At 49.7% G+C, this 19,910-nt stretch carries 14 protein-coding genes; 3 read left to right on the top strand and 11 right to left on the bottom strand.

The annotated features are described in order from the left end of the window. Positions 1–37 precede the first annotated feature (37 nt). The 8 genes from AAH450_RS02295 to wbaP form a co-directional block, all read right to left on the bottom strand. Complete coding sequence (locus AAH450_RS02295; RefSeq protein ID WP_342908724.1) at positions 38–838, bottom strand: glycosyltransferase family 2 protein; 801 nt, start codon at positions 836–838, stop codon at positions 38–40. A 12-nt stretch (positions 839–850) separates the two neighbouring features. Then, positions 851–1,906 carry a glycosyltransferase family 4 protein gene (locus AAH450_RS02290; RefSeq protein ID WP_342908723.1) on the bottom strand — a complete coding sequence of 352 codons (1,056 nt, stop codon included), beginning with the start codon at positions 1,904–1,906 and terminating at the stop codon, positions 851–853. Positions 1,907–2,077: 171 nt separating this feature from the next. After that, positions 2,078–3,205: an EpsG family protein gene (locus tag AAH450_RS02285; protein WP_342908722.1), complete on the bottom strand. Its 1,128-nt coding sequence runs from the start codon at positions 3,203–3,205 to the stop codon at positions 2,078–2,080. 17 nt (positions 3,206–3,222) lie between these two features. Further along, positions 3,223–4,143 (bottom strand): glycosyltransferase family 2 protein, encoded by a 921-nt coding sequence (locus AAH450_RS02280; protein ID WP_342908721.1) that lies wholly within the window; start codon positions 4,141–4,143, stop codon positions 3,223–3,225. Between the two features lie 102 nt (positions 4,144–4,245). Continuing rightward, entirely contained in the window at positions 4,246–6,423 is a 2,178-nt protein-coding gene (gene wzc / locus AAH450_RS02275; RefSeq protein ID WP_342908720.1) for a tyrosine-protein kinase Wzc, read from the bottom strand. Positions 6,424–6,435: 12 nt separating this feature from the next. Further along, positions 6,436–6,870 carry an arsenate reductase/protein-tyrosine-phosphatase family protein gene (locus AAH450_RS02270; protein ID WP_342908719.1) on the bottom strand — a complete coding sequence of 145 codons (435 nt, stop codon included), beginning with the start codon at positions 6,868–6,870 and terminating at the stop codon, positions 6,436–6,438. 15 nt (positions 6,871–6,885) lie between these two features. Then, positions 6,886–8,019, bottom strand: a complete 1,134-nt coding sequence (locus AAH450_RS02265; RefSeq protein WP_342908718.1) for a polysaccharide export protein — start codon at positions 8,017–8,019, stop codon at positions 6,886–6,888. A gap of 288 nt (positions 8,020–8,307) precedes the next feature. Beyond that, positions 8,308–9,741: an undecaprenyl-phosphate galactose phosphotransferase WbaP gene (gene wbaP, locus AAH450_RS02260; RefSeq protein ID WP_342908717.1), complete on the bottom strand. Its 1,434-nt coding sequence runs from the start codon at positions 9,739–9,741 to the stop codon at positions 8,308–8,310. A 797-nt stretch (positions 9,742–10,538) separates the two neighbouring features. On the opposite strand from wbaP, the gene AAH450_RS02255 reads away from it, so the two are divergent. Next, a complete protein-coding gene (locus tag AAH450_RS02255; protein ID WP_342908716.1) occupies positions 10,539–12,122 on the top strand; it encodes a TerC family protein in 1,584 nt (527 codons plus the stop codon). A gap of 128 nt (positions 12,123–12,250) precedes the next feature. On the opposite strand, the gene asmA is transcribed toward AAH450_RS02255, so the two are convergent. From asmA to udk, 3 genes are all read right to left on the bottom strand, one after another. After that, complete coding sequence (gene asmA, locus AAH450_RS02250) at positions 12,251–14,095, bottom strand: outer membrane assembly protein AsmA (protein WP_342908715.1); 1,845 nt, start codon at positions 14,093–14,095, stop codon at positions 12,251–12,253. Between the two features lie 57 nt (positions 14,096–14,152). Next, positions 14,153–14,734: a dCTP deaminase gene (gene dcd / locus AAH450_RS02245; RefSeq protein ID WP_342908714.1), complete on the bottom strand. Its 582-nt coding sequence runs from the start codon at positions 14,732–14,734 to the stop codon at positions 14,153–14,155. A gap of 107 nt (positions 14,735–14,841) precedes the next feature. Further along, on the bottom strand, positions 14,842–15,483 hold the full coding sequence (gene udk / locus AAH450_RS02240) for a uridine kinase (RefSeq protein WP_318791159.1): 642 nt from the start codon (positions 15,481–15,483) through the stop codon (positions 14,842–14,844). 286 nt (positions 15,484–15,769) lie between these two features. Between udk and AAH450_RS02235 the strand changes: the two genes are divergently transcribed. Both AAH450_RS02235 and AAH450_RS02230 read left to right on the top strand, forming a co-directional pair. Beyond that, positions 15,770–16,399: a phosphatase PAP2 family protein gene (locus tag AAH450_RS02235; protein WP_342908713.1), complete on the top strand. Its 630-nt coding sequence runs from the start codon at positions 15,770–15,772 to the stop codon at positions 16,397–16,399. 172 nt (positions 16,400–16,571) lie between these two features. Next, a complete protein-coding gene (locus tag AAH450_RS02230; protein WP_342908712.1) occupies positions 16,572–19,904 on the top strand; it encodes a diguanylate cyclase in 3,333 nt (1,110 codons plus the stop codon). Positions 19,905–19,910 lie beyond the last annotated feature (6 nt).

Below are 19,910 nucleotides of genomic sequence, written 5' to 3'. Positions count from 1 at the left end.
CCCAATTCAGATACACACGGATTAGCTAATCCTTAATCTATCCTTTCCGGTCTTTCTCATAGAGAAAACGCATTACTTTGACCGGCATAACCCGGGTGGAGGTGCGAATAAAGAAATAGAGCGTGCCATTAATGAAATTAGTCTGTTTGAGTTTCATTTTGAGGCTGTAGAGTTGAATTTCACTTTTTATATACGTTATTCCGCGACGTTTATCGACCATATCGCTGCCAGCTCTGACTTTCATTAGGATGTCATGCAGGTTCGCTACCTGATAGCCTAGGGCAAGCATCCGCAACCAGAGATTATAATCTTCCATAAACAGATGGTGCTGATAGCTACCAGCAGCAATCACCTTATCTTTGCGGAACACCACGCACATATGGTTAAAGGGATTTTTCATTCTGGCAAATTGCCGGATATCATTATTGCCAAGCGGAAGCCTCTTCAGCCGCTCCTTGCCAAACTCGTCAAACTCAATGACCGCCGCGCCCAACAGGGCCATATCAGGATGCGCTTCCATGTAGGCAATTTGCTTTTCAAAACGCTCCGGCAGGCAGATATCATCGGTATCCATACGTGCGACAATATTATGGGAACAGCACTCAAGTCCCGCGTTCAGCGCTTTACCCAGCCCGACATTCTTTTCCAGCTTAACCAGGGCTATTGGCAGGGTGGATGTCCATTTTTCGACAACGGCCGTTAAGGTTTCATTAATCGGGCCGTCGTAGACCAGCACTATTTCATCTGCCTGCAAAGTCTGCTGGTACAAACTTTCAAGACATTGTTGCAGATTCTCTGCCTTTTCTCTGTTATAGAGGGAAATCAGGACTGAAAACATAGTACCTTCTTCTTAGTTCAGAATGTCATTCCATTTTTTTAGAATCAGTGACGGCCCATAATTTTCAGAATTACGCCAGGCCGCCTGAGCGAAGCTTTTTCTTTTTACTTTGTCGGCGATCAGCTCATTAAGCCGCACAACAAAAGCATCATTGCTTTCGTAGTCAACGACATAACCATCGTCATTAATGATTTCTGCCGGTCCCGTTTTACAGTCGAAAGCGATCGCGGGTAAGGCGAAGTCTTTCGCTTCAATTAATACCATCGGCAAGCCTTCATAGCGGGACGTCATAATAATCATGCCAGCGGAACGATAAAATTCATTGATCTGTTTATTAGGCGTGACAATTTCCGTGCACGACTCCAGCTGATAACTTTTTATTTTCTGCAGTAGTGCGGCTTTATCTTCACCATCACCCACAATCTGTAACGTCCAGCCTTGCCTGTTGACCTTTTTCCAAACGTCGAGCATGCGATCAAAGTTTTTTTGATAAGTCAGCCGGCCTACCGCAAGAACTTTATTCTCTTTTGTCTCAAAGAATTCATCAAAATCAACCATGCTTTTTTCACTGTGGAACGGTGAAATATTCCTTACCACATGAACATTCTTTACGGCGTATTGCGATTCCAGATAATGTTTATCGTGCTCGGTAAGCACCGCAACTTCATCGGCCAGGCCGTAACAAAAGACTTTGAGCTTACGCAGTTTGGGACTAAAAGTTTCGATTGAGACATGGTCACAGCAAACGATCTTTGTTTTAACGCGGAACAGCTTCATGGTCAGCAATGCCTGAACAGAAAGCTTCCCCATTGAGATGATCATAATGCCATCATGAGGCTGACTTTTAGCATAACGAATAAATTCATTAAGCTTTAAAAGTCGGTTATCGGACTGAGCATAACGGATTTTTACTTTTTCATCGGTGGGATAAAAGGGGTCGCCCTTTTCCAGAGAAAACACCGTGACGTCATAATTATGTTTACAGAGCAAACTGGATAGCGTGCTGGCTACCCTGTCGGTGCCACCGCTGTTGTGAATACGATCAATAAGGATAAGCAACTTATACATTTAAATCATCCTGTTAATATTTTCAGTCTAAAATGGTGAATTAGTTTCGCACCAAAAAATCCATTATTTAATTATGCAAAGCGGGAAGTACAGGCTGGGAATTTTCTTTAAAAAAAGGCAGGGAGTGCTGCTACCAGCAATCCCATGACCTTCTTACATTCCCTTTAGCGACTAGCCGAATATTTTAAATAATGGCGCTACACTATATCCTTGAATTGACTGTGCAGAGAGGATGGTATTGTACGAAAGATAATAAGAAGTTATTGCGAATAGTAATCCAAAATTTATAAGCACATTTCTTATTCTTAACATTAAATAAGCAAATAATAAAGGTTCAGCATGCAGGAACAGATTACCTACCCTGCCGCCGAAAATACTGAAGTCGGAGAATGTTATCCGCACTGCCGCACCTAGGCTGTAAGCAATTAGTAAGATATAGACCAGGCGGTCCTCTTTCATGATGCCATTACGGAAATAATAGACGGTGAACATGCCAATAAAGGCGATGTTTTTCAGGTTCGCCAGCCCGAAGACAGGCGAGGACGTATCAAAGTTTGTTCCACTGTAGCTGGCGGCTCGCTCGCCCAATACCGGGACTATCCCTAATGAATCCAGGAACAGTTTTTTACCACCAATAATCCCCAACGGTATAGAGATGAAGACTAAAGCCAGCGGCAGATATTTCCTCTCCCGGATAAACAGGAAAGGAAGGATCATGACCACCGTGTAGCCTGTCGAGTGTGACTGGGTACTTAGCACAATGAAAAGTAATGCCAGCAGATATTTTCGCGTGGCTAAAGAGCAGATAAAGGCGATGGCAAATGCACTTGATAAACCAAACCGTATTTGATTCATGTCTTTATTGATAAACAGGTGTGCCGAATATAAGCAAAGTGAGCATAACATCAGCGGAGAATATTTTTTGTAGCAGTAGACGTTTGTCGTGACCGCGATCATACAAATAAAGAATAAAAAGTAGTAACTTTCTTTAGTAAACAAAGAGAAAAACCAGGCCAGCACCATGAACAGTTTTTCATATCGATAGATATCATTGAGCACCTCATAATTACTCACCTGTAACTGGGCAGAAAAATTATGGAAGAAATCCAGATACTGGCCATCATCCATACCTGAATGTAAACCTCGCATGCCACCAAAGAAAATCAGTAATATGGCGCAAATAAAGGTCAGATAGGAGACAACACGTCTGACTTTTGTGTCCTGCAGTTGGTTTATTGCTGCTAATTCAAAAATACAGCATGCCAGAATGCTGTAACTGACTATCCAATATATTTCCATTCCTGTTCCGCCATTTTTTATTCTAATCGAGTCTGTTTTTTCGAAATGCGTTCAGAAAATTTCTCTTTTATACGGCCGATGAAATAATCGCGATTACCTTTATTTGTCAGGAAAAAATATTGCGCAAAACTCAGGCTTGCATGGAAAAATTTCCCATCCATTTTATAACGCAGGGGGAGCTTGTAAGCTTTATAGGTATAAACATCTTTTTTACTCAGGAAAGGACTCATGCTTTCCAGCCAAAAAGTAGAATACTTTACCGACTCACCTTTATGACTTGAGTTAAATGTACTCACCATATGATAGTTAGCGAGCGGTTTATTAATCATGATAAACTCAAATCCCGCTTTATCGGCTCGAATACAAAAATCATAATCCTGATGACGAATAAAGCGATCGTCAAACTTTATCTCATTTGCATGTTCGCGCTTAAGAACAATGGTGCTGGTCTGAATGAATCCATAACATCCAAAAAGATATTCTGCAATACTTTCAGTCTTTTCAGGCAATTTAATTGGCATGACCTTCAGGAAGGTGCCATCCTGAACGATATTAACCTGACTGAACAGAACGAACCGATCATGGCCCTGTGCCTTGAGCTGTTCAATTTCTCTGCAACTTTCCAGTAATTTATCCTGATGCCATTCATCGTCCGCGTCAAGGAAACAAACGTAGTCACCCCGGGCCAGATCGATACCTTTATTCCTGGCGCCTGCACCATTTAATTTGACCTGGGACAGCTCCAGGCGAATAGCCAGCTCGCCGTAACGTCCACTGTTTACCACTTTAGCAAGTTTTTCAGCATCGGCAGACTTATCATCAACGATAATCACTTCAAAATTCTGATAGCTTTGCGCTTTAACGCAATCCAGCGTTGTGACTATTGACTCCGATGCATTATATGCCGGAATGACGATAGAGAAGAAAATTTCCTTCATTGCAAGACACCTTATAAACGTTCACAGAAATGACCTGAATAAGATAATGCTTCCTGAACAGAGGATCCCAGCGCGAAGCTAAAAGATCCTCTTGCTCATACATTAACTTTTGGTATCACCTTTATAGCTATAGTCGTAATAGTCATAACCATAGCCATAAGCATTGGCAGCTTTACGAACCACTGCGTTGAGAATCACACCCTTGATGTTAATGCCATTCTGTGCGAAACGCTTGAAGCTGATATCCAGTTCTTTAGTGGTATTAATCTCAAAACGAGCCACCATCAAAGAGGTGCCAGCCATTTTACCGATAATAGTGGCATCCGTAACCGCCAGAACAGGAGGAGTATCAATCAGCACCAGGTCGTAGTTTTTGCTCGCCCATGTCAGCAGCTCTTCCATGCGGTTATGCATCAACAGCTCTGAAGGGTTAGGCGGTACCTGGCCACGCGCAATAAAATCAAAGCCGTAAGTGCCGCGCTGAATTAAATCAGTGGAGAAAGGCATTTTCCCAGAAAGAATATCAGACAAGCCTGTTTTACTGTTCACACCCAACAGCTCATGGGTATAACCCCGGCGCATATCCCCATCGATAAACAGGACTTTCTGGCCTGCGTTTGCAGTCAGCGTGGCCAGGTTTGCACAGATAAACGTTTTACCAATTCCAGGGCTGGCACCGGTAATCATCAGGATATTGTTTTTGGCTTCCATCATCGCAAAGTGAAGGCTGGTACGCAGGCTACGAATGGCCTCAATGGAAAGATCTGTTGGATTGCCTAATGCGAGCAGAGTGTTATAGGGATCAGATTTCCCCTTCATACCATGCTTGCTTAGCGCTTCAACATCTTTCTTACGCTGCCATTCGGACAACGGCACACTGGCATAAACATTAATGCCCCGTTCTTCGAGCTGGTCAGGGCTGGTAATGCCATGATGGAACAGCGCTTTGAGCAGAATAACACCTACGGAGATCATCAGGCCAAGAGCAAGACTGGCAAGGATAATTAAAAATTTCTTCGGTGCTACAGGCTTAGCCGCAGTAGCTGCATGGTCAATGATGCGCACATCCCCAACCGTACTGGCTTTACTGATGCTAAGCTCCTGCTGACGGTTCAGCAGCTGCATGTAGATTTCCTGGCCTGCCTGTACATCACGGGTCAGACGTAAAATATCCTGTTGAGTCTGCGGCATCTGACCAATTTTTTGGTTCAGTTTTTTCTGCTCATCTTCCAGTGTCTGACGTTTTTCTAACAACGCCCGATAGGTAGGGTGATCTTTTGTGAACAGCTGTGAAACTTCTGCTTCACGGAAGGTCAGCTCGTTCAACTGACTCTGAATACTTACCGAGGAGTCCAACGCGGATTTGGCTTCCAGAGGCAAATCTACAGATTCGTTGTTACGACGATAGGTATTAAGTTTATCTTCTGCTTCGTTCAGCTTCGAGCGCACAACTGGCAATTGTTGCTTCAGGAACTCAAGGCTTTTTTCAGCCTCGGCAGATTTACGCTCTACGTTTTGCAACAGATAATTGTTCATTATCTGATCCAGCACTTTACTAATCAGCTGTGGATCCTGACCGGAATAGTTCAGGCCCATCACACCAGTATCTTTACCTTTATCCGCCACGGTCAGATTGTCTACAATCATTTTGATCGACTGCAGATTGGACATTTTAGTCACGGTAAAGTGGGTTCCCGGTTCTGCTTCAATGCCGCTAACCAGAATTGATACGCCGTTGTGTTGTTCCAGCTGCCCCGTTTTCCCTTTGAACAGCTCGTCACCGTCTTTCAAAATGGTGTAGCTATCAGGGGCATCAATAGCCAGAGTTACGCTACTTTCATCCCAGCCACCAGGCACATTTAGCTGTGAAACTTCAACCTGTGCCGGTTTATTACCCATCAGACGTGACAACCCCTGACCGATAACAGGGATGAAATCCTGTTGCACCAAAATATCCAGACCAAGATCGTCAACGGTTTTGCCAATTACCATACGAGACTGAATAATTTCCACTTCGGTAGCCGAAACGGGTTCCGCAGGCATCTCAGAGAGTTGATTCAGAACGGTGTTAGGACTTTTCTGCTCTACCTGAATCAGTGCGTCTGCACTGTAAATCGGTGTGGCAAACAGGCTGTATAAAATCCCCAGCAGTAAGAAGAAAGACGTAACTGCAACAATTATCCAACGATGGTCAACAAGTTGTCCCACAAGATGCGCCAGATCCCATCCGTTGGAATCGTCTTTTAGCGGCGCTGACGGTGCCTTACTTTTTATATTCATGGATATTCTCAACTATCGGCTTAATGCGTTGACCCATTTCTGGGCAGCGTTTTCGAGTATTCCGTACACGGCTTCAAAGGCTTCGCGGCTTTTCTTATAAGGATCCGCTATTTCCTGTTGATTGAGCCAGTGGCCAAATAACATGGTCTTGCCATGCACGGAAGGGTTGATGCGGTTGACTAACTCGACATGTTTCTTTTCCATCACCAGGATCAGATCGTAATCCCGGCACATGCCTGAGGTCAGCTGTTGGGCGATGTGCCCGTCCAGAGAAACCCCATGTTCATTAGCCACGCTGCTTGCTGTCCCATCGGCTGCCTTGCCCACCATGGCGCTAAGCCCGGCGGAAGCGATTTTCTTATCGGGCAACGACGCTTTGAGCAACCGCTCCCCGGTGGGAGAGCGGCAGATGTTTCCGACACAGACCACTAAGATTGAATTAATCATAATGTTCCCCGGTGATTACCAGTTGTGAATCGTCTGTACGTTACGCGTTGCGTCATACATGCCGCTGATGGTTGGTACCAGCTGAGAAATCACGCGGTTCCAACGGGAGAGTGGTGTAGAGGTCACGTAGACGATGTCATAAGGCTGGAGCTGGAACTCTGAGCCCATCACCATCGCTGAGGCATCTTTGGTGTTCAACTGATAGATATTCGCAATCTTCTTACGGTTCGAACCCTGAATTTTGCGGATAACAAATACACCGGTGGCATCGGCCACGGTCTGATCCATACCCTGTGCGTTACCCAGCGCTTCCGCCAGCGTCATGCCGCTGCGGTCCATTTTCATGGTGGCTGGCTGCTTCACTTCGCCCATCACAAAGACTTTCAGATCGTCATTACGAGGAACGTAGAGAATATCGCCCGGATAGAGCAGATGGTTTTGGGACAGGTCGCCATTTTGCATCAGCGCCTGTAGGGAAACAGGCACTTCGCTGCCGTTGTGCGTCAGCACCACATTACGCCAGTCGGCGTCTGCGGTCAGACCGCCTGCGGCATTCACAGCATCAAGGATAGTTAATGGCACGTTTGTAATAGGCTGCTGACCAGAGGTGGTCACTTCGCCCGTTACATAAGCTTTTTGCGATTTAAAGGAGGCAACGCTGACATCGACCTGCGGGCTTTCGATGTACTGTGCCAGACGGTTTGCAATCTCGTTACGAACTTCCTGTACCGTGCGGCCCGCTACGCGAACGCGTCCGATGTAAGGATAGAAAATCGTCCCGTCAGAATGAACCCAGTTGCCGGTGTCGCTGGCGCTACGATACTGACCGGCTGGCGTGGTCAGTTCTGGGTGATCCCATACGGTGACGGTCAGTACATCGCCAACACCGATACGGTATTCATAGCTCTGCACTTCGTTCTGCAACTGCTGGTTCTGTTGAGCCACAACCGGTTTCGGCCGCATCTGCTCAACCAGTCCTGGGGTCATGGGGAAGACGTTGACATATTTATCAATATCAAAGTCGCTGTCCTGCTGCTTAATAACATCTTTTCCGCTGGTGGAAAGACTACTACCCGGAACGACAGTACATCCGGAAAGGATTGTGGCCGATACCAACAGGGGTATCAATTTCGTTTTGATTGTGATCATCTGGTTCTTCGCTATCAGTAAATTGATTGATAGTGGCGAGTCCGCCGCTGTGTAGCGTCATGCAAAATTTAAAAGGGTATCAACTGTTCAAACACTGCAACTGGCAATCATTATCATTAACTCCCTATCTTTTTATGCCTTGCCGGATTGATTAAAGCCGACGCTTAACATTCGTCAAAAAAAAAGTTTGTTTAGCTCGCAAGCCAATGACAGTTAACAGTCAAAAGACGCTATAAATACCGGAGCGAAATAACAACTTCGCTCCGTTTTGACAGGGCAACGCCCCTGTTAATAAGCGCCATCGCGTTTCAAAACCACTCCAACCGTTTTGAAAAGAATGGCGATATCGTTCCACAGTGACCAGTTTTTTACATACCAGGAGTCAAAGTAAACACGAGTCTCGTAATCCACATCATTACGGCCACTTACCTGCCACAGACCAGTCATACCTGGCTTAGCCATAAAGTAGTAATCGACATCACCGGCATAGCGCTCCAGCTCATCTTCGATAACCGGACGCGGGCCAACCAGGCTCATTTCACCGCGAACGACGTTCCACAGCTGCGGCAGTTCATCAAGGCTGGTTTTACGGATAAAGTGTCCAATACGCGTAATGCGCGGATCGTTTTTCAGTTTAAAATCTTTGTCCCATTCGGCACGCGCTACCGGATCGGTGCGTAACACCTCTTCCAGCACCTCTTTCGAGTTAACGCACATTGAGCGGAACTTCAGACATTTAAATTTACGACCGCCCATGCCTACACGCTCATGGCCGTAAATTGGGCTACCACCATCGCGGGCCACCAAAAAGATCAGTGTCGCCAGCGCTGGCATCAGCATTGTAATGATCGAAAGTGCGCCAACAATGTCGAAAGCACGCTTCAGAATGCGTGAAGTCCGCTTCGCCAGGTTGTTGCTTACTCTGAGTATCATTACCTCATGGCTGAAGATATAAGCCATGTCGGTACCGTAAAGCGGAACGCCGCGTAAAGAAGGTATCACGGAAACGGAACGGCAGTTATGTTTTGCCAGATTTTTCAACCATACATCGCGATGCGCGCTCTGCTCGTACTCTACCGCAACGATAAACTGCGTCTCGCTGTTCACTAACTGCCAGAGCGGCGTCTCCTCACGGATAACAGGAATACCGAACAGGGCAGGGGCTGGCGTAGTACCATCGACATCGTAGAAGGCCACCACATCAAAGCCCATCACCTCTTCACTTTGCAGCGCCAGGTAAGCTTCCTCTGCATTCTTACCGCTACCGATAATAATGGATTGCTTTTTCCACATACCGTAATGGTTAAGTATGCGCTTCACCAGAGAACGTCCAACAGGAATAAAGATCATCGCCAGAATCCAGGTCATCACCCAAACCCAACGCGAAAGTTCCCATTTTGAAAGTGCCGTAATTGACAGGTCAATAACGGAAAATATCAGAATGGTTCTGTAGATTTCTTTTAATTCAAACCAGAATGGTTTGCGATAAGTATAGTGACGCTGACGAACCCAGAACCAGCCAATACAAATTACAGAAAGAATAATGTGTGTCGCTATTTTCAATTGCAAATCTTGCGTCGAAATATCGTCCAGAAGATTTCCGGGCAATGCATTTAACAGCAGAATTGCAATAAATAAAGAGGCGTTAAAAAAGATCAGATCAGAAAGTGCCAGTGAAAATCTAATTAACAGCCCTTTAAAGGTAAACTCTATATCGCGCATAATTAACTCTTATTTTTTCTTCAGATGCCTGTGTTTTATTAATTTCCATCACTGAAAATAATTGTGTGTTTTTTAATCACATCATTTATTACACAGGAAACGTATTTGGGAGTCGTGTTAAAGGTCAGCGTAACGGGCATAGCGACAAGAGAATTGACATGTAAAATCAACAACAACGGTAGCGATACCCAGCCTGTCCAGCCTCATCCGGACACGCTACCGCCCCTGGCTTGTAGCTGCCAATGCGCTGTAACGCTGCTTTACCTTGTTGTTTTTATCCTGTCCTCTCCGGACGCAGGCTAACGCGCTTGCCGTCTTAGCGTGGTGTTGTTCACAAAAAAGGACATTAAGACGCCGTTACTGCGCTTATTACTACATTAACGCAGACATTTACTAACACGTTGCTATACTAGTTATTACTGGCCTGTTTACAAGAGGCTGTTCCCGCCCGCGCTCTCTTTTAGGATTAAGACTACCTTTCGTTCCACTCTATACCGTCCATTCTCCTTTCCTCGCTGGGTTAAAATTCAGATTAATTCGATCGGAATAAGATTAATCCTGAACAGATTCCTCTCACCCTTTAAGTATCCCCTGGTTCATGTTAGCGACCTATGCGAATAGTCTTGAAAAGATCGCTGCCGATATACTCAGGATTTATCCTGGTAATTTCATTTGCTGATAATCCCACCCCGGCGATTATCTGAGCACTGACGAACCGCTTCTTCGATTATTTGTTGAATTGCGCCTGATTCACTATCATCATGGCTATTCTTTAAAATCATGCGGGTGAGTGTGCAATGTTCGAATGGATCGCCCATCCGTCTGTGTGGGCTGGACTGGTCACGCTTGTTGTCCTTGAACTGGTCCTGGGCATTGATAACCTTGTCTTTATAGCCATTCTGGCGGAAAAACTCCCCCCTGCCCTGCGCGATAAGGCTCGCGTCACCGGGCTGCTGCTCGCGCTGGTTATGCGGCTGCTGTTGCTGGCTTCCATCTCCTGGCTCTCCTCACTGACCTCTCCCCTTTTCACGCTGCTCTCCCATGCCTTTAGCGCGCGAGATCTGATTATGCTGGTCGGGGGAATATTTTTGCTGTTCAAAGCAACGATGGAACTCAATGAACGGCTGGAAGGGAAAGATGAGGATGAAAACCCACAAAAACGTGGTGCTAAATTCTGGCCGGTAGTCGCGCAAATTGTGGTACTGGACGCCGTGTTCTCACTTGACTCGGTGATCACCGCTGTGGGGATGGTCGATGACCTGCCGGTGATGATGGCCGCAGTGATTATCGCTATCTGTCTGATGCTGCTGGCGAGCAAGCCGCTGACGCGCTTTGTTAACGAACATCCGACCATTGTTATTCTGTGTCTGAGTTTTTTACTGATGATCGGTTTCAGTCTGGTCGCGGATGGCTTCGGCTACCACATACCCAAAGGCTACCTTTATGCCGCCATTGGGTTCTCAGTGATTATTGAAGGGTTAAATCAGCTGGCGCAATTCAACCGGCGCCGTTTCCTCTCGGCGAAAGCGCCCCTGAGAAAAAGGACGGCGGAAGCGGTGCTACGTCTGTTACGCGGTCATCATGAGCAGGCGGAGCTGGACAGCCAGACCTCTCTGCTGGTGGCTGACCAGGGGGAAAGCCAGGCGATCTTTAATAAGCAGGAGCGCATGATGATTGCGCGCGTGCTCGGCATGGGCCAGCGCACGGTCAGCAGCATCATGACCTCACGACATGATGTCGAGCATGTTGACCTCAGCGAATCCCCTGAAAAAATCATGGCGCTGCTCGATCTTAATCAGCATACGCGCATCGTGGTGACGGATAACAGCGACGACCCTATCGGGGTGGTGCACGTTATCGATCTGCTGCAACAGGCGCTGCATAATGACAGTCTGGATATTCGCGCGCTGGTCCGGCAACCGCTGGTTTTCCCTGAACAGCTGACGCTGCTTCCTGCACTGGAGCAGTTCCGCTCAGCACGTACCCATTTTGCCTTTGTGGTGGATGAATTTGGATCCGTTGAAGGCGTCGTGACGCTGAGTGACGTGATGGAAACTATCGCTGGTAACCTGCCGAACGAAGGGGAAGCGATCGATCCGCGTTATGATATTCAGCAAAACGCCGACGGCAGCTGGACAGCCAATGGCCATATGCCTTTAGACGATCTGGTGATGTATCTTGAACTGCCGCTGAATGAAAAGCGGGAATATCACACGCTGGCCGGGCTGTTGATGGAGCATATGCAGCGGGTGCCGCAGGAGGGTGAAGAGATTAAGATTGGCAATTTCCTGTTCAGAACTTTGCAGGTTGAAAGCCATCGGGTGCAGAAAGTACAGATTATTCCGCTGGAAATCTCCGAAGAGCCAGATTACGAAGTATAAGCCAGAGCGGCGGCCTGCTATTACAGTTCCCCAATACCTGTAAAAAAGGGCTGAAATTTTCAGCCCTCAGATGCCTCTGAATGGGTTAACTTCTGGCGGTGCCATAATCAACCCAGTCATTCGTTTCCTCAAAGATCCTTAATCAGCTTCTGTACCGAGCTGTTTTTATCGCTGTTCTTGTTGCGATCTGACCACTGTTGCAGCCGTTTTTTCGCTTCATCCTGCAACTGCTGACGCAGCACCTGATCAACCTGTAGCGAGTAATTCAGCCCTGACCAGGGGCCATAGATGCGCAGCGGAACCGGGGTAACCTGAAGCCGTTTCACCAGCTCATCATCGCCTTTCCAGCCACGAGTAACCGTGATGCCAAAGGTCAAATCAGCCTGCCTGTCCGCCAGATTTACCTCCCCTTTTCCGCTGTAATCCAGCATGGAAGAGTGACCTTTCAGACCAGGGAAAAGCAGCAGGCCATTATTAAGAGTGGCGTTGCCTTTGATCTGCTGAAGGTCGTTGGCGCTGTCGACATTGTCGGCTCCCTGCACACGGTCGCTGTTGCGCTCTACGGCGTGCTGGATCATCTGCTGGAAATCCAGACCCGCCATCTGCGCATTATCCAGAGTGACTTCGGCTCTGCCTTGCCATGCCCGCTTAAAGGAGGGCACTGTCAGGCCGGTGCCGCTAAAATCACCGGCCAGCGACAGATCGCCACTCAGCGAAGCAGGCAAATCAAACGCCTTCAGCAGCGGCGCTACCGCAATATTTTGCAGTCTGGGTTTCAGTGCCACCACCGTTTGCGCGGTGCGCACATCTACGCTGCCCGGCAGAGAAAACTCACCGTTGCCCGCCTTTCCACTCAGCGTTTGCAGCTTCAGCAGGCCGCCTTCACTGGAAGCTTTTAACGCAACCTGAGCAAAATCCATGCCCCGCCAGCGCATTTTGTCTACCGAGAGCGCAATATTTCCGTCCATCGCATTCAGCGGAGAATCTGCATTATCGTGTTCGGCAGGTTGGGAGATCACCGGGCCGGGGCCAGAGCGCTGGGCCTGAACCCTTTGTCCGTCGTTAGCGTCATCGGGTTCAAGCCCTAACAGGGAGTCCATATTCAGCAGCGGCGAATGCAGATTCACCCTGATCTGCGGACGAGCGCTGAGTACGCCAGACGCGCTGCCATCAAGCTGACTGTCGTTGGCAGTAAGCGAGAGGTTCTTCAGGTTGAAGGCCTGCGTCACTGCCGCCCAGTCAGCCTCCATTTTCATCTGCCCTTTCAGCCCTTCCTTCGGCAAATCGGCACCCGTCACCTGATAATCGAGCTGATTGATTGCTGCTGACAGCTGCTGCGGGTAGCGGCTGACATCCATATCGCTGTTCAGGTTTATCTCCAGCTCCCGCTGATCGCGATTAACCCGGCTGCTGAACTCAACGTGCACCTGCCGTTTCTCATCCTGAGAAAGCTGCAAATTGAAGTCACGCAGGTTAAGTTGTTCACCGTTGCTTTGCTGCCAGATAACCAGGCTGTCTGCCACGCGCAGTTCTGCAATATCAAACTTCCAGCCCTGAGGAACCTCCTCCAGAGGCGCAGAGTTACCCGGCCCGACGGGGGCATCCGCTGGACGTTGCGTTGCACTTTCCGGGGTCAGATTGATCACCGCCCCTTTCAGCATCACCTGCTTCACTGAAAGCTGGTGAGAGATCAGAGGGAGAAGGCTGACATCCAGGCGCATATTGCTGGCGCTGACGATAGGCTTGCTGGCACCGGGCGCAGTCAGCGTCATCGGGCCGGAGAGAATGCTGAGCTGCGGCCAGACGTGCCAGCGCAAGTCGCCATTCAGCGCAAGGCGGTAACCGCTACGCTGCTCAACCTGCTGGGCCATGTAACCGCGAAAATCGTTGGGATTAACCAATAAGACCAGTGCTGTCATGCCGGCCACAATTACCACCAGCAAAATAGCCAGCGTGGTAATAAATCGTCTCATGCCTTCCCCTTTTTCCCGTCAGCTCTTGTGGTGCCGAGTCTGACGGGCATGATTATTCTAATCTTTATCTATCCGACTGGCGTCTGCGCCCTGCTGCCCTTTATATTTAGCATCACTGCGGCGGTTATAAGGCCGCGCGGCAGGCCCGGAAAGCGGCTCAAAGCTCAGTGCGCCGATCAACATGCCGGGACGCAACGCCAGCGGCAGCTTACCTGAATTATAGAACTCCAGCACGATTCGGCCCTGCCAGCCGGGATCGATACGGTGCGCCGTGACATGCACCATCAGCCCCAGACGCGCCAGTGAAGAGCGGCCATCCAGCCAGCCTACCAGATTATCCGGCAGCGTTACGGATTCAAATGTCACTGCCAGCGCCAGTTCGCCGGGATGCAGATAGAACGCTTCGCCTTCTGGGAGCACAATTTCATCGCTCATTACCCGGTCAAGCGCCGCGCTGACTTCATCTTTCGGCCCGCTGAGATCGATAAAGGCAGCGGTGTGGCCACGGAAAGTTCTGAACTGATTTCCCAGGCGTACATCTACCGTGGCGCCATTAATCCGCTCTACCGGCGGGCGCGGGGTGATGTCGAGCTGGCCATTATCGAGCCAGGCTTCAATATCGCGGTCGCATAATCTCATGAAAAACTCCCTATAAATCCGGTGGTGCCCTGGGGCATTAGGAAGCGCGATATCCCTGCACTTCCAGCACGACTTTGCAGCCCGATGGGGATCGGGCTGGCGTCGGGCTATTCGAAGAACTGGTTAATTTTAGCTTTCAGAATATCGATAGCGATGCGGTTTTTCCCACCCCGCGGCACAATAATGTCAGCATACTGTTTGGAAGGCTCGATGAACTGCAAAAACATCGGACGAACCGTTTTCTGGTACTGTGCCATTACCGAATCCATTGAGCGGCCGCGTTCATTAACGTCCCGCTTCATGCGGCGCATCAGGCAGATATCCAGCGGCGTGTCGACAAAGATAGAGAAGTTCATCTCCTGCCGAAGTCTTGCATCCGTCAGCAGCAAAATGCCTTCAAGAATAATAACTTTCTTGGGCTTCAGCTGAATGGTCTGCTCGGTGCGCGTGTGTTCAACATAGCTGTAGACCGGGAGATCGATAGTCTCTCCCGCTTTAACCTTCTGCAAATGTTGCAGCAGCAGGTTATGATCCATGGCGCTGGGATGGTCGTAGTTGGTTTTAACCCGCTCGTCCATGGTCAGGTGGCTTTGGTCTTTGTAATACGCATCCTCGGGGATGACGCCGATGTTTTCATCACCAACCCGCTCGCGGACTTCGCGATAGAGCGTGCTGGCAATAAGACTTTTTCCCGAGGCAGATGCGCCGGCGATACCTACGATGACGCACTGGTGCGACTTGTCAGTCATAAATTAAAGACCTGATTACTGGTTGTCAGAGACAAAGGAGAGGACGATTTCGCGCGTAATTATAGGGATTTCGGGGGTTTGATGCCAGAGAAAAGCGCGGTAATGCTTTTAGGACTTTCCCGTTAGGCGTGACTGACATTGCCCGGTAAACTGCACGTAATGAGACCAGCTTCACATTTTGAGTAAGGCTTATTCAGCAGGATGCGCGTCGGGTAATCAATCAATTACCTTTCTGCGCCTTAATTACCCGCTGGCCTGCTTATCAACACAGTTAAAAGGAAACAAGGTGTCCTGGCATATTTTGCATATCCTGACCTATTTCGGCGACAGCATGTTGCTTATCCCTACGGCGGTGATTATGGCTGTTTTAATCACCTGGAAAAACAGCGACCGCCGTGCCGTCTGGTACTGGGCGCTGGCGTTTTGCGCCGCAGGTGCCATCGTCAGCCTCTCTAAAATTGCTTTCCTGGGATTTGGCATCGGCAGCGCGCGCTTCAATTTCACCGGATTTAGTGGTCACAGCGCTATGTCCGCCACCTTATGGCCGGTCATGCTCTGGTTACTCAGCGGCAGGCTGACCTCTGCGTGGCGTGCCGCCGCCGTCGCCATTGGCTACCTTATTCCGCTGATGGTGGGCGCTTCCCGCCTGATCCTCAACTACCACTCAAAGAGTGAAGTGATCACCGGTCTGATTCTGGGCTTTACGCTGAGCACAGCTTTTCTGGTGAGCCAGCGTCGTTCTCAGCTGAAAGGGTTTTCAACGGGGCAACTCTGCATCGCCCTGCTGCTGCCTCTGCTGCTGCTGGGCCATGGCCGCCTGGCGACAACGCAGCAGTTTTTACAGCGGCTGTCCATTCAGATTGCCGGTATCGATCATCCCTGGACGCGGGCAGAATTGTTAAAACTGCGCCAGTAGCCTTCCCTTCCGCTTTTTTCGGGCGACAGGCTAAAAGTCAATCGCCCGAACAGCGCTCTCTTTCTGTTCTGCATCACCAGAAGCAAGCCGAAATGGCTATGTTAGCATCACTCAGTAATATTGATTGCGCCTGCGGTTGAGAGTGACTTCCGGCGCCGTGCTGGATGAGTGAATGACTACTGACACGCTGTTTTCTGTGGATCGCCCCTGGCGAACGTGGCTCCTGGCTTTGCTGCCCGGCGCCCTCAGTTTTGCGTTGACGCTATTTTGCCTGGAAATGATCAAGGTCAGTGGTCAGATATCACCGCTGTGGTTTTCCACCACCTTAATGACCATACTGATTTTTCGTCTGCCTTTGGCCTCGCTGCCACGCGTACTGTTGAGCTGTTTTGTCGGTATCGTCGCCGCTAATGCTCTGGTGATCGGCCCCGCTATTTCCAACATCATTTTCCCGCTGGTAAATCTTCTGCACGCGCTGCTTGGCGGTGCGCTGCTGCGCATTATGCTGGACCGTAAGTCGCCCCTCGACTCACTGTTGAGCTGGAGCAAAATGATGGTGACGGTGGGCCTGTTTACTCCGCTGATTGGCGGCCTGTTAGCCACATGGCTTCTGACCCTGACCGGGCACGCCAGCTTCCGCTTTTTCTCCTCCTGGGTGATTTCTGAAACGATCGGCATGCTGGCGCTGGGGCCGGTTTGCCTGCTGTGGAAGAATGACTATTTTCAGCGAGCCGGGCAGGCGCTGTTTGAAACGCTGCTGACGCTGATTATCACTCTGTTACTCAGCTACTTCTCTTTACGCTATGTGCCCTGGCCCTTTATCTTTGTGGTGGTCGTGCTGTTTTACAGCGCAGTACGCCTGCCAAGGTTAGAAGCTTTCTGTATATTTCTCGCCACCCTGTCACTGATGACTCTGATGCTTGCGCTGGGTTTGCTGGAAGTGCAGACTGGCAAGCTCCTGCCGCTTGCCAGCGCCACCTGGCTGCCTTTCCTGATGGTGCTGATCCCAAGCCATATGATGGCGCTGGTGATGCACTCTTTCCGTGAAGAGAAAAAGCATATTACGGAAAGTGAAACCCGCTTTCGTCACGCTATGGAGTATTCCGCCATTGGTATGGCGCTGGTTTCGCCAGAAGGAAAATGGCTTCAGGTCAATAAATCCTTGTGCAAGCTGCTGGGTTATCAGGATGAAGAGCTGAAAAAGATTGATTTTCAGCGCCTGACCCACCCCGACGACCTCTACGCTGATTTAGAAAAGGTGAGTGCCCTGTTGCTGGGCAATATCCAAACCTACAGCATTGAAAAACGCTATTTCCGTAAGGACAGCCAGATTGTCTGGGCGCGGCTTACCGTATCGCTGGTCAGAGACAGTGAGCATCTGCCGCTCTATTTTATCTCGCAGATTGAGGACATTACCGATCTCAAGAAAACCGAAGAGGTCAACCGCAGCCTGATGCAGCGCATCACCATGGCGAACGAGGCTGGTGGGATTGGCGTCTGGGAATGGAGTCTGATCTCCGGCAAGATGAGCTGGGACAAACGCATGTTCCACATCTACGGTTTATCGGCAAACGGCCAGGCTTCCTATCTGACCTGGGTTAACAGCCTGCTGGCCGCCGACCGGCAGAGGGCTATTGATGCTTTTGATAACGCCATTAAAACCTCCACGCCGCTTGACCTTGAATTCCGCATTGAGACCGAACAGGGCATTCGCTATATCCGTAGCCAGGCCAATATGGTGCTGAATGAAAAAGGCGCAGTGGAGCGCATGTTGGGTATTAATCAGGATGTGACGCCGATGCGGCAGCTTACGGAAGCGCTCTACCAGGAAAAGGAGCGGATGCACATTACGCTGGATGCTATCGGTGAAGCGGTGATCAGTACCGATGAAGAGATGCGGGTGATCTTTATGAACCCGGTGGCAGAAAGCATGACGGGCTGGACGCAGGAAAAGGCGGCAGGCCAGCCGATTGGCGATATTTTGCAGATCACGCAGGGCAGAAAGGGGCCGCCGCTACAAAGTCCGCTGCTGTGCGAACTGCCGCAGGTTAAATCGACGCCAGCGCTGGAGCATGAACTGGTGCTGCATAACAGCCTGGGGTTGCTGTACGACATTCACTACAGCATCACGCCGCTGAAAACGCTGGAAGGCAGTAACATTGGCAGCGTGATGGTGATCCAGGACGTCAGCGAATCCCGCGAGCTGGTGCGCCGTCTCAGTTACAGCGCCTCGCACGATATGCTCACCAGCCTGCCCAACCGCGTAAGCTTTGAACAGAGGCTGAAAACGCTGCTGGTTTCCGCCGCCGAGCACCACCACCATGCGCTGGTGTTTATCGATCTCGACAGGTTTAAAGCGGTTAACGACAGCGCAGGCCATGCAGCGGGCGATGCTCTGTTAAGGGAAATTTCCGGCGTCATGCAGTTCCATTTACACCGCAACGATTTTCTTGCCCGCCTGGGCGGTGATGAGTTTGGCGTGCTGTTAAGAGATTGCCCGCTGGATAAAGCCCGCGAGGTGACTGACCGCATCGTGGACGCGGTTAACGATTACCGCTTCCTGTGGGAAGGCCGTCTGCATCGCGTGGGGGCCAGTGCCGGGATAACCCTGATAAACAGCGACAATCACGCGGCCAGTGAGGTGATGGCTCAGGCGGATCTGGCGTGCTACAACGCCAAGCATAATGGTCGTGGCCAGCTTTCCGTTTATGACCCGCAGCTGCTGAAAACGCTGAAACCGTTGCTGACTCGCCGGGAAAATGAACAGATTATCACCGGTCAGCCGATGCGGCTGATGGTGTCGGCAGTGGTGCCGCCGCGTAAACCCCACTCCGCCACTTTTTATCTTGCTGAGATGCAGTTGTTTACCCAGCAAGGAGTGGAAATTGATGAAACCAGTTTCCGCGCCGGTCTTACAGATGAAGATCTGATTATTGCGCTCGACAGAAAGCTGATCGCCGAGTTCTTCCAGTACTATGCGCAAGGGGTGCTCAGTAAAGCGCTGACCATTGTGCTGCCGCTCTCTGAGCAGGCATTGCGTGATGATGCCTTTATCACGGAGACGCTGGCTCACATTACCCGCTTTGGTCTGCCTGGCGATCTGCTGCACTTTTCTCTTCACGCCAGGGCGCTTCTCGGCGCTGAAGCGCAAATTCATCATAATCTGGTTCGCCTGCGCAGCCAGGGCTGCAAGATTGTCCTTTCTGAATTTGGCCACAATCTGGAGGCTTTCAGCCGGTTACCGGGTGAGCTGATCGACTACCTGTGCCTGGGGCCGCAGCTCACGGCTAACGTTCACGGTAATCTGATGGATGAGATGATGGTTACCATTATGCAGGGTCATGCTCAGCGGATGAATATCGCTACCTTTACCGGGCCGGTGGAGCAGCAGGCCGCGCTGAACACCCTTGCCGCCATTGGGGTGGATGCCGTCTGGGGCGGGGTTATCTCGCCGCGTGAACCCCTGAGTGCGCTGTTGATGAACAGCTACTTTGCGATTAAATAGATCAGG

Source organism: Erwinia magellanica, from assembly GCF_039023495.1.
In the GTDB taxonomy this organism is placed as follows: Bacteria; Pseudomonadota; Gammaproteobacteria; order Enterobacterales; family Enterobacteriaceae; genus Erwinia.
Note: the sequence above shows the minus strand (reverse complement) of the source record. Positions and strands in the feature narration are given on the sequence as shown.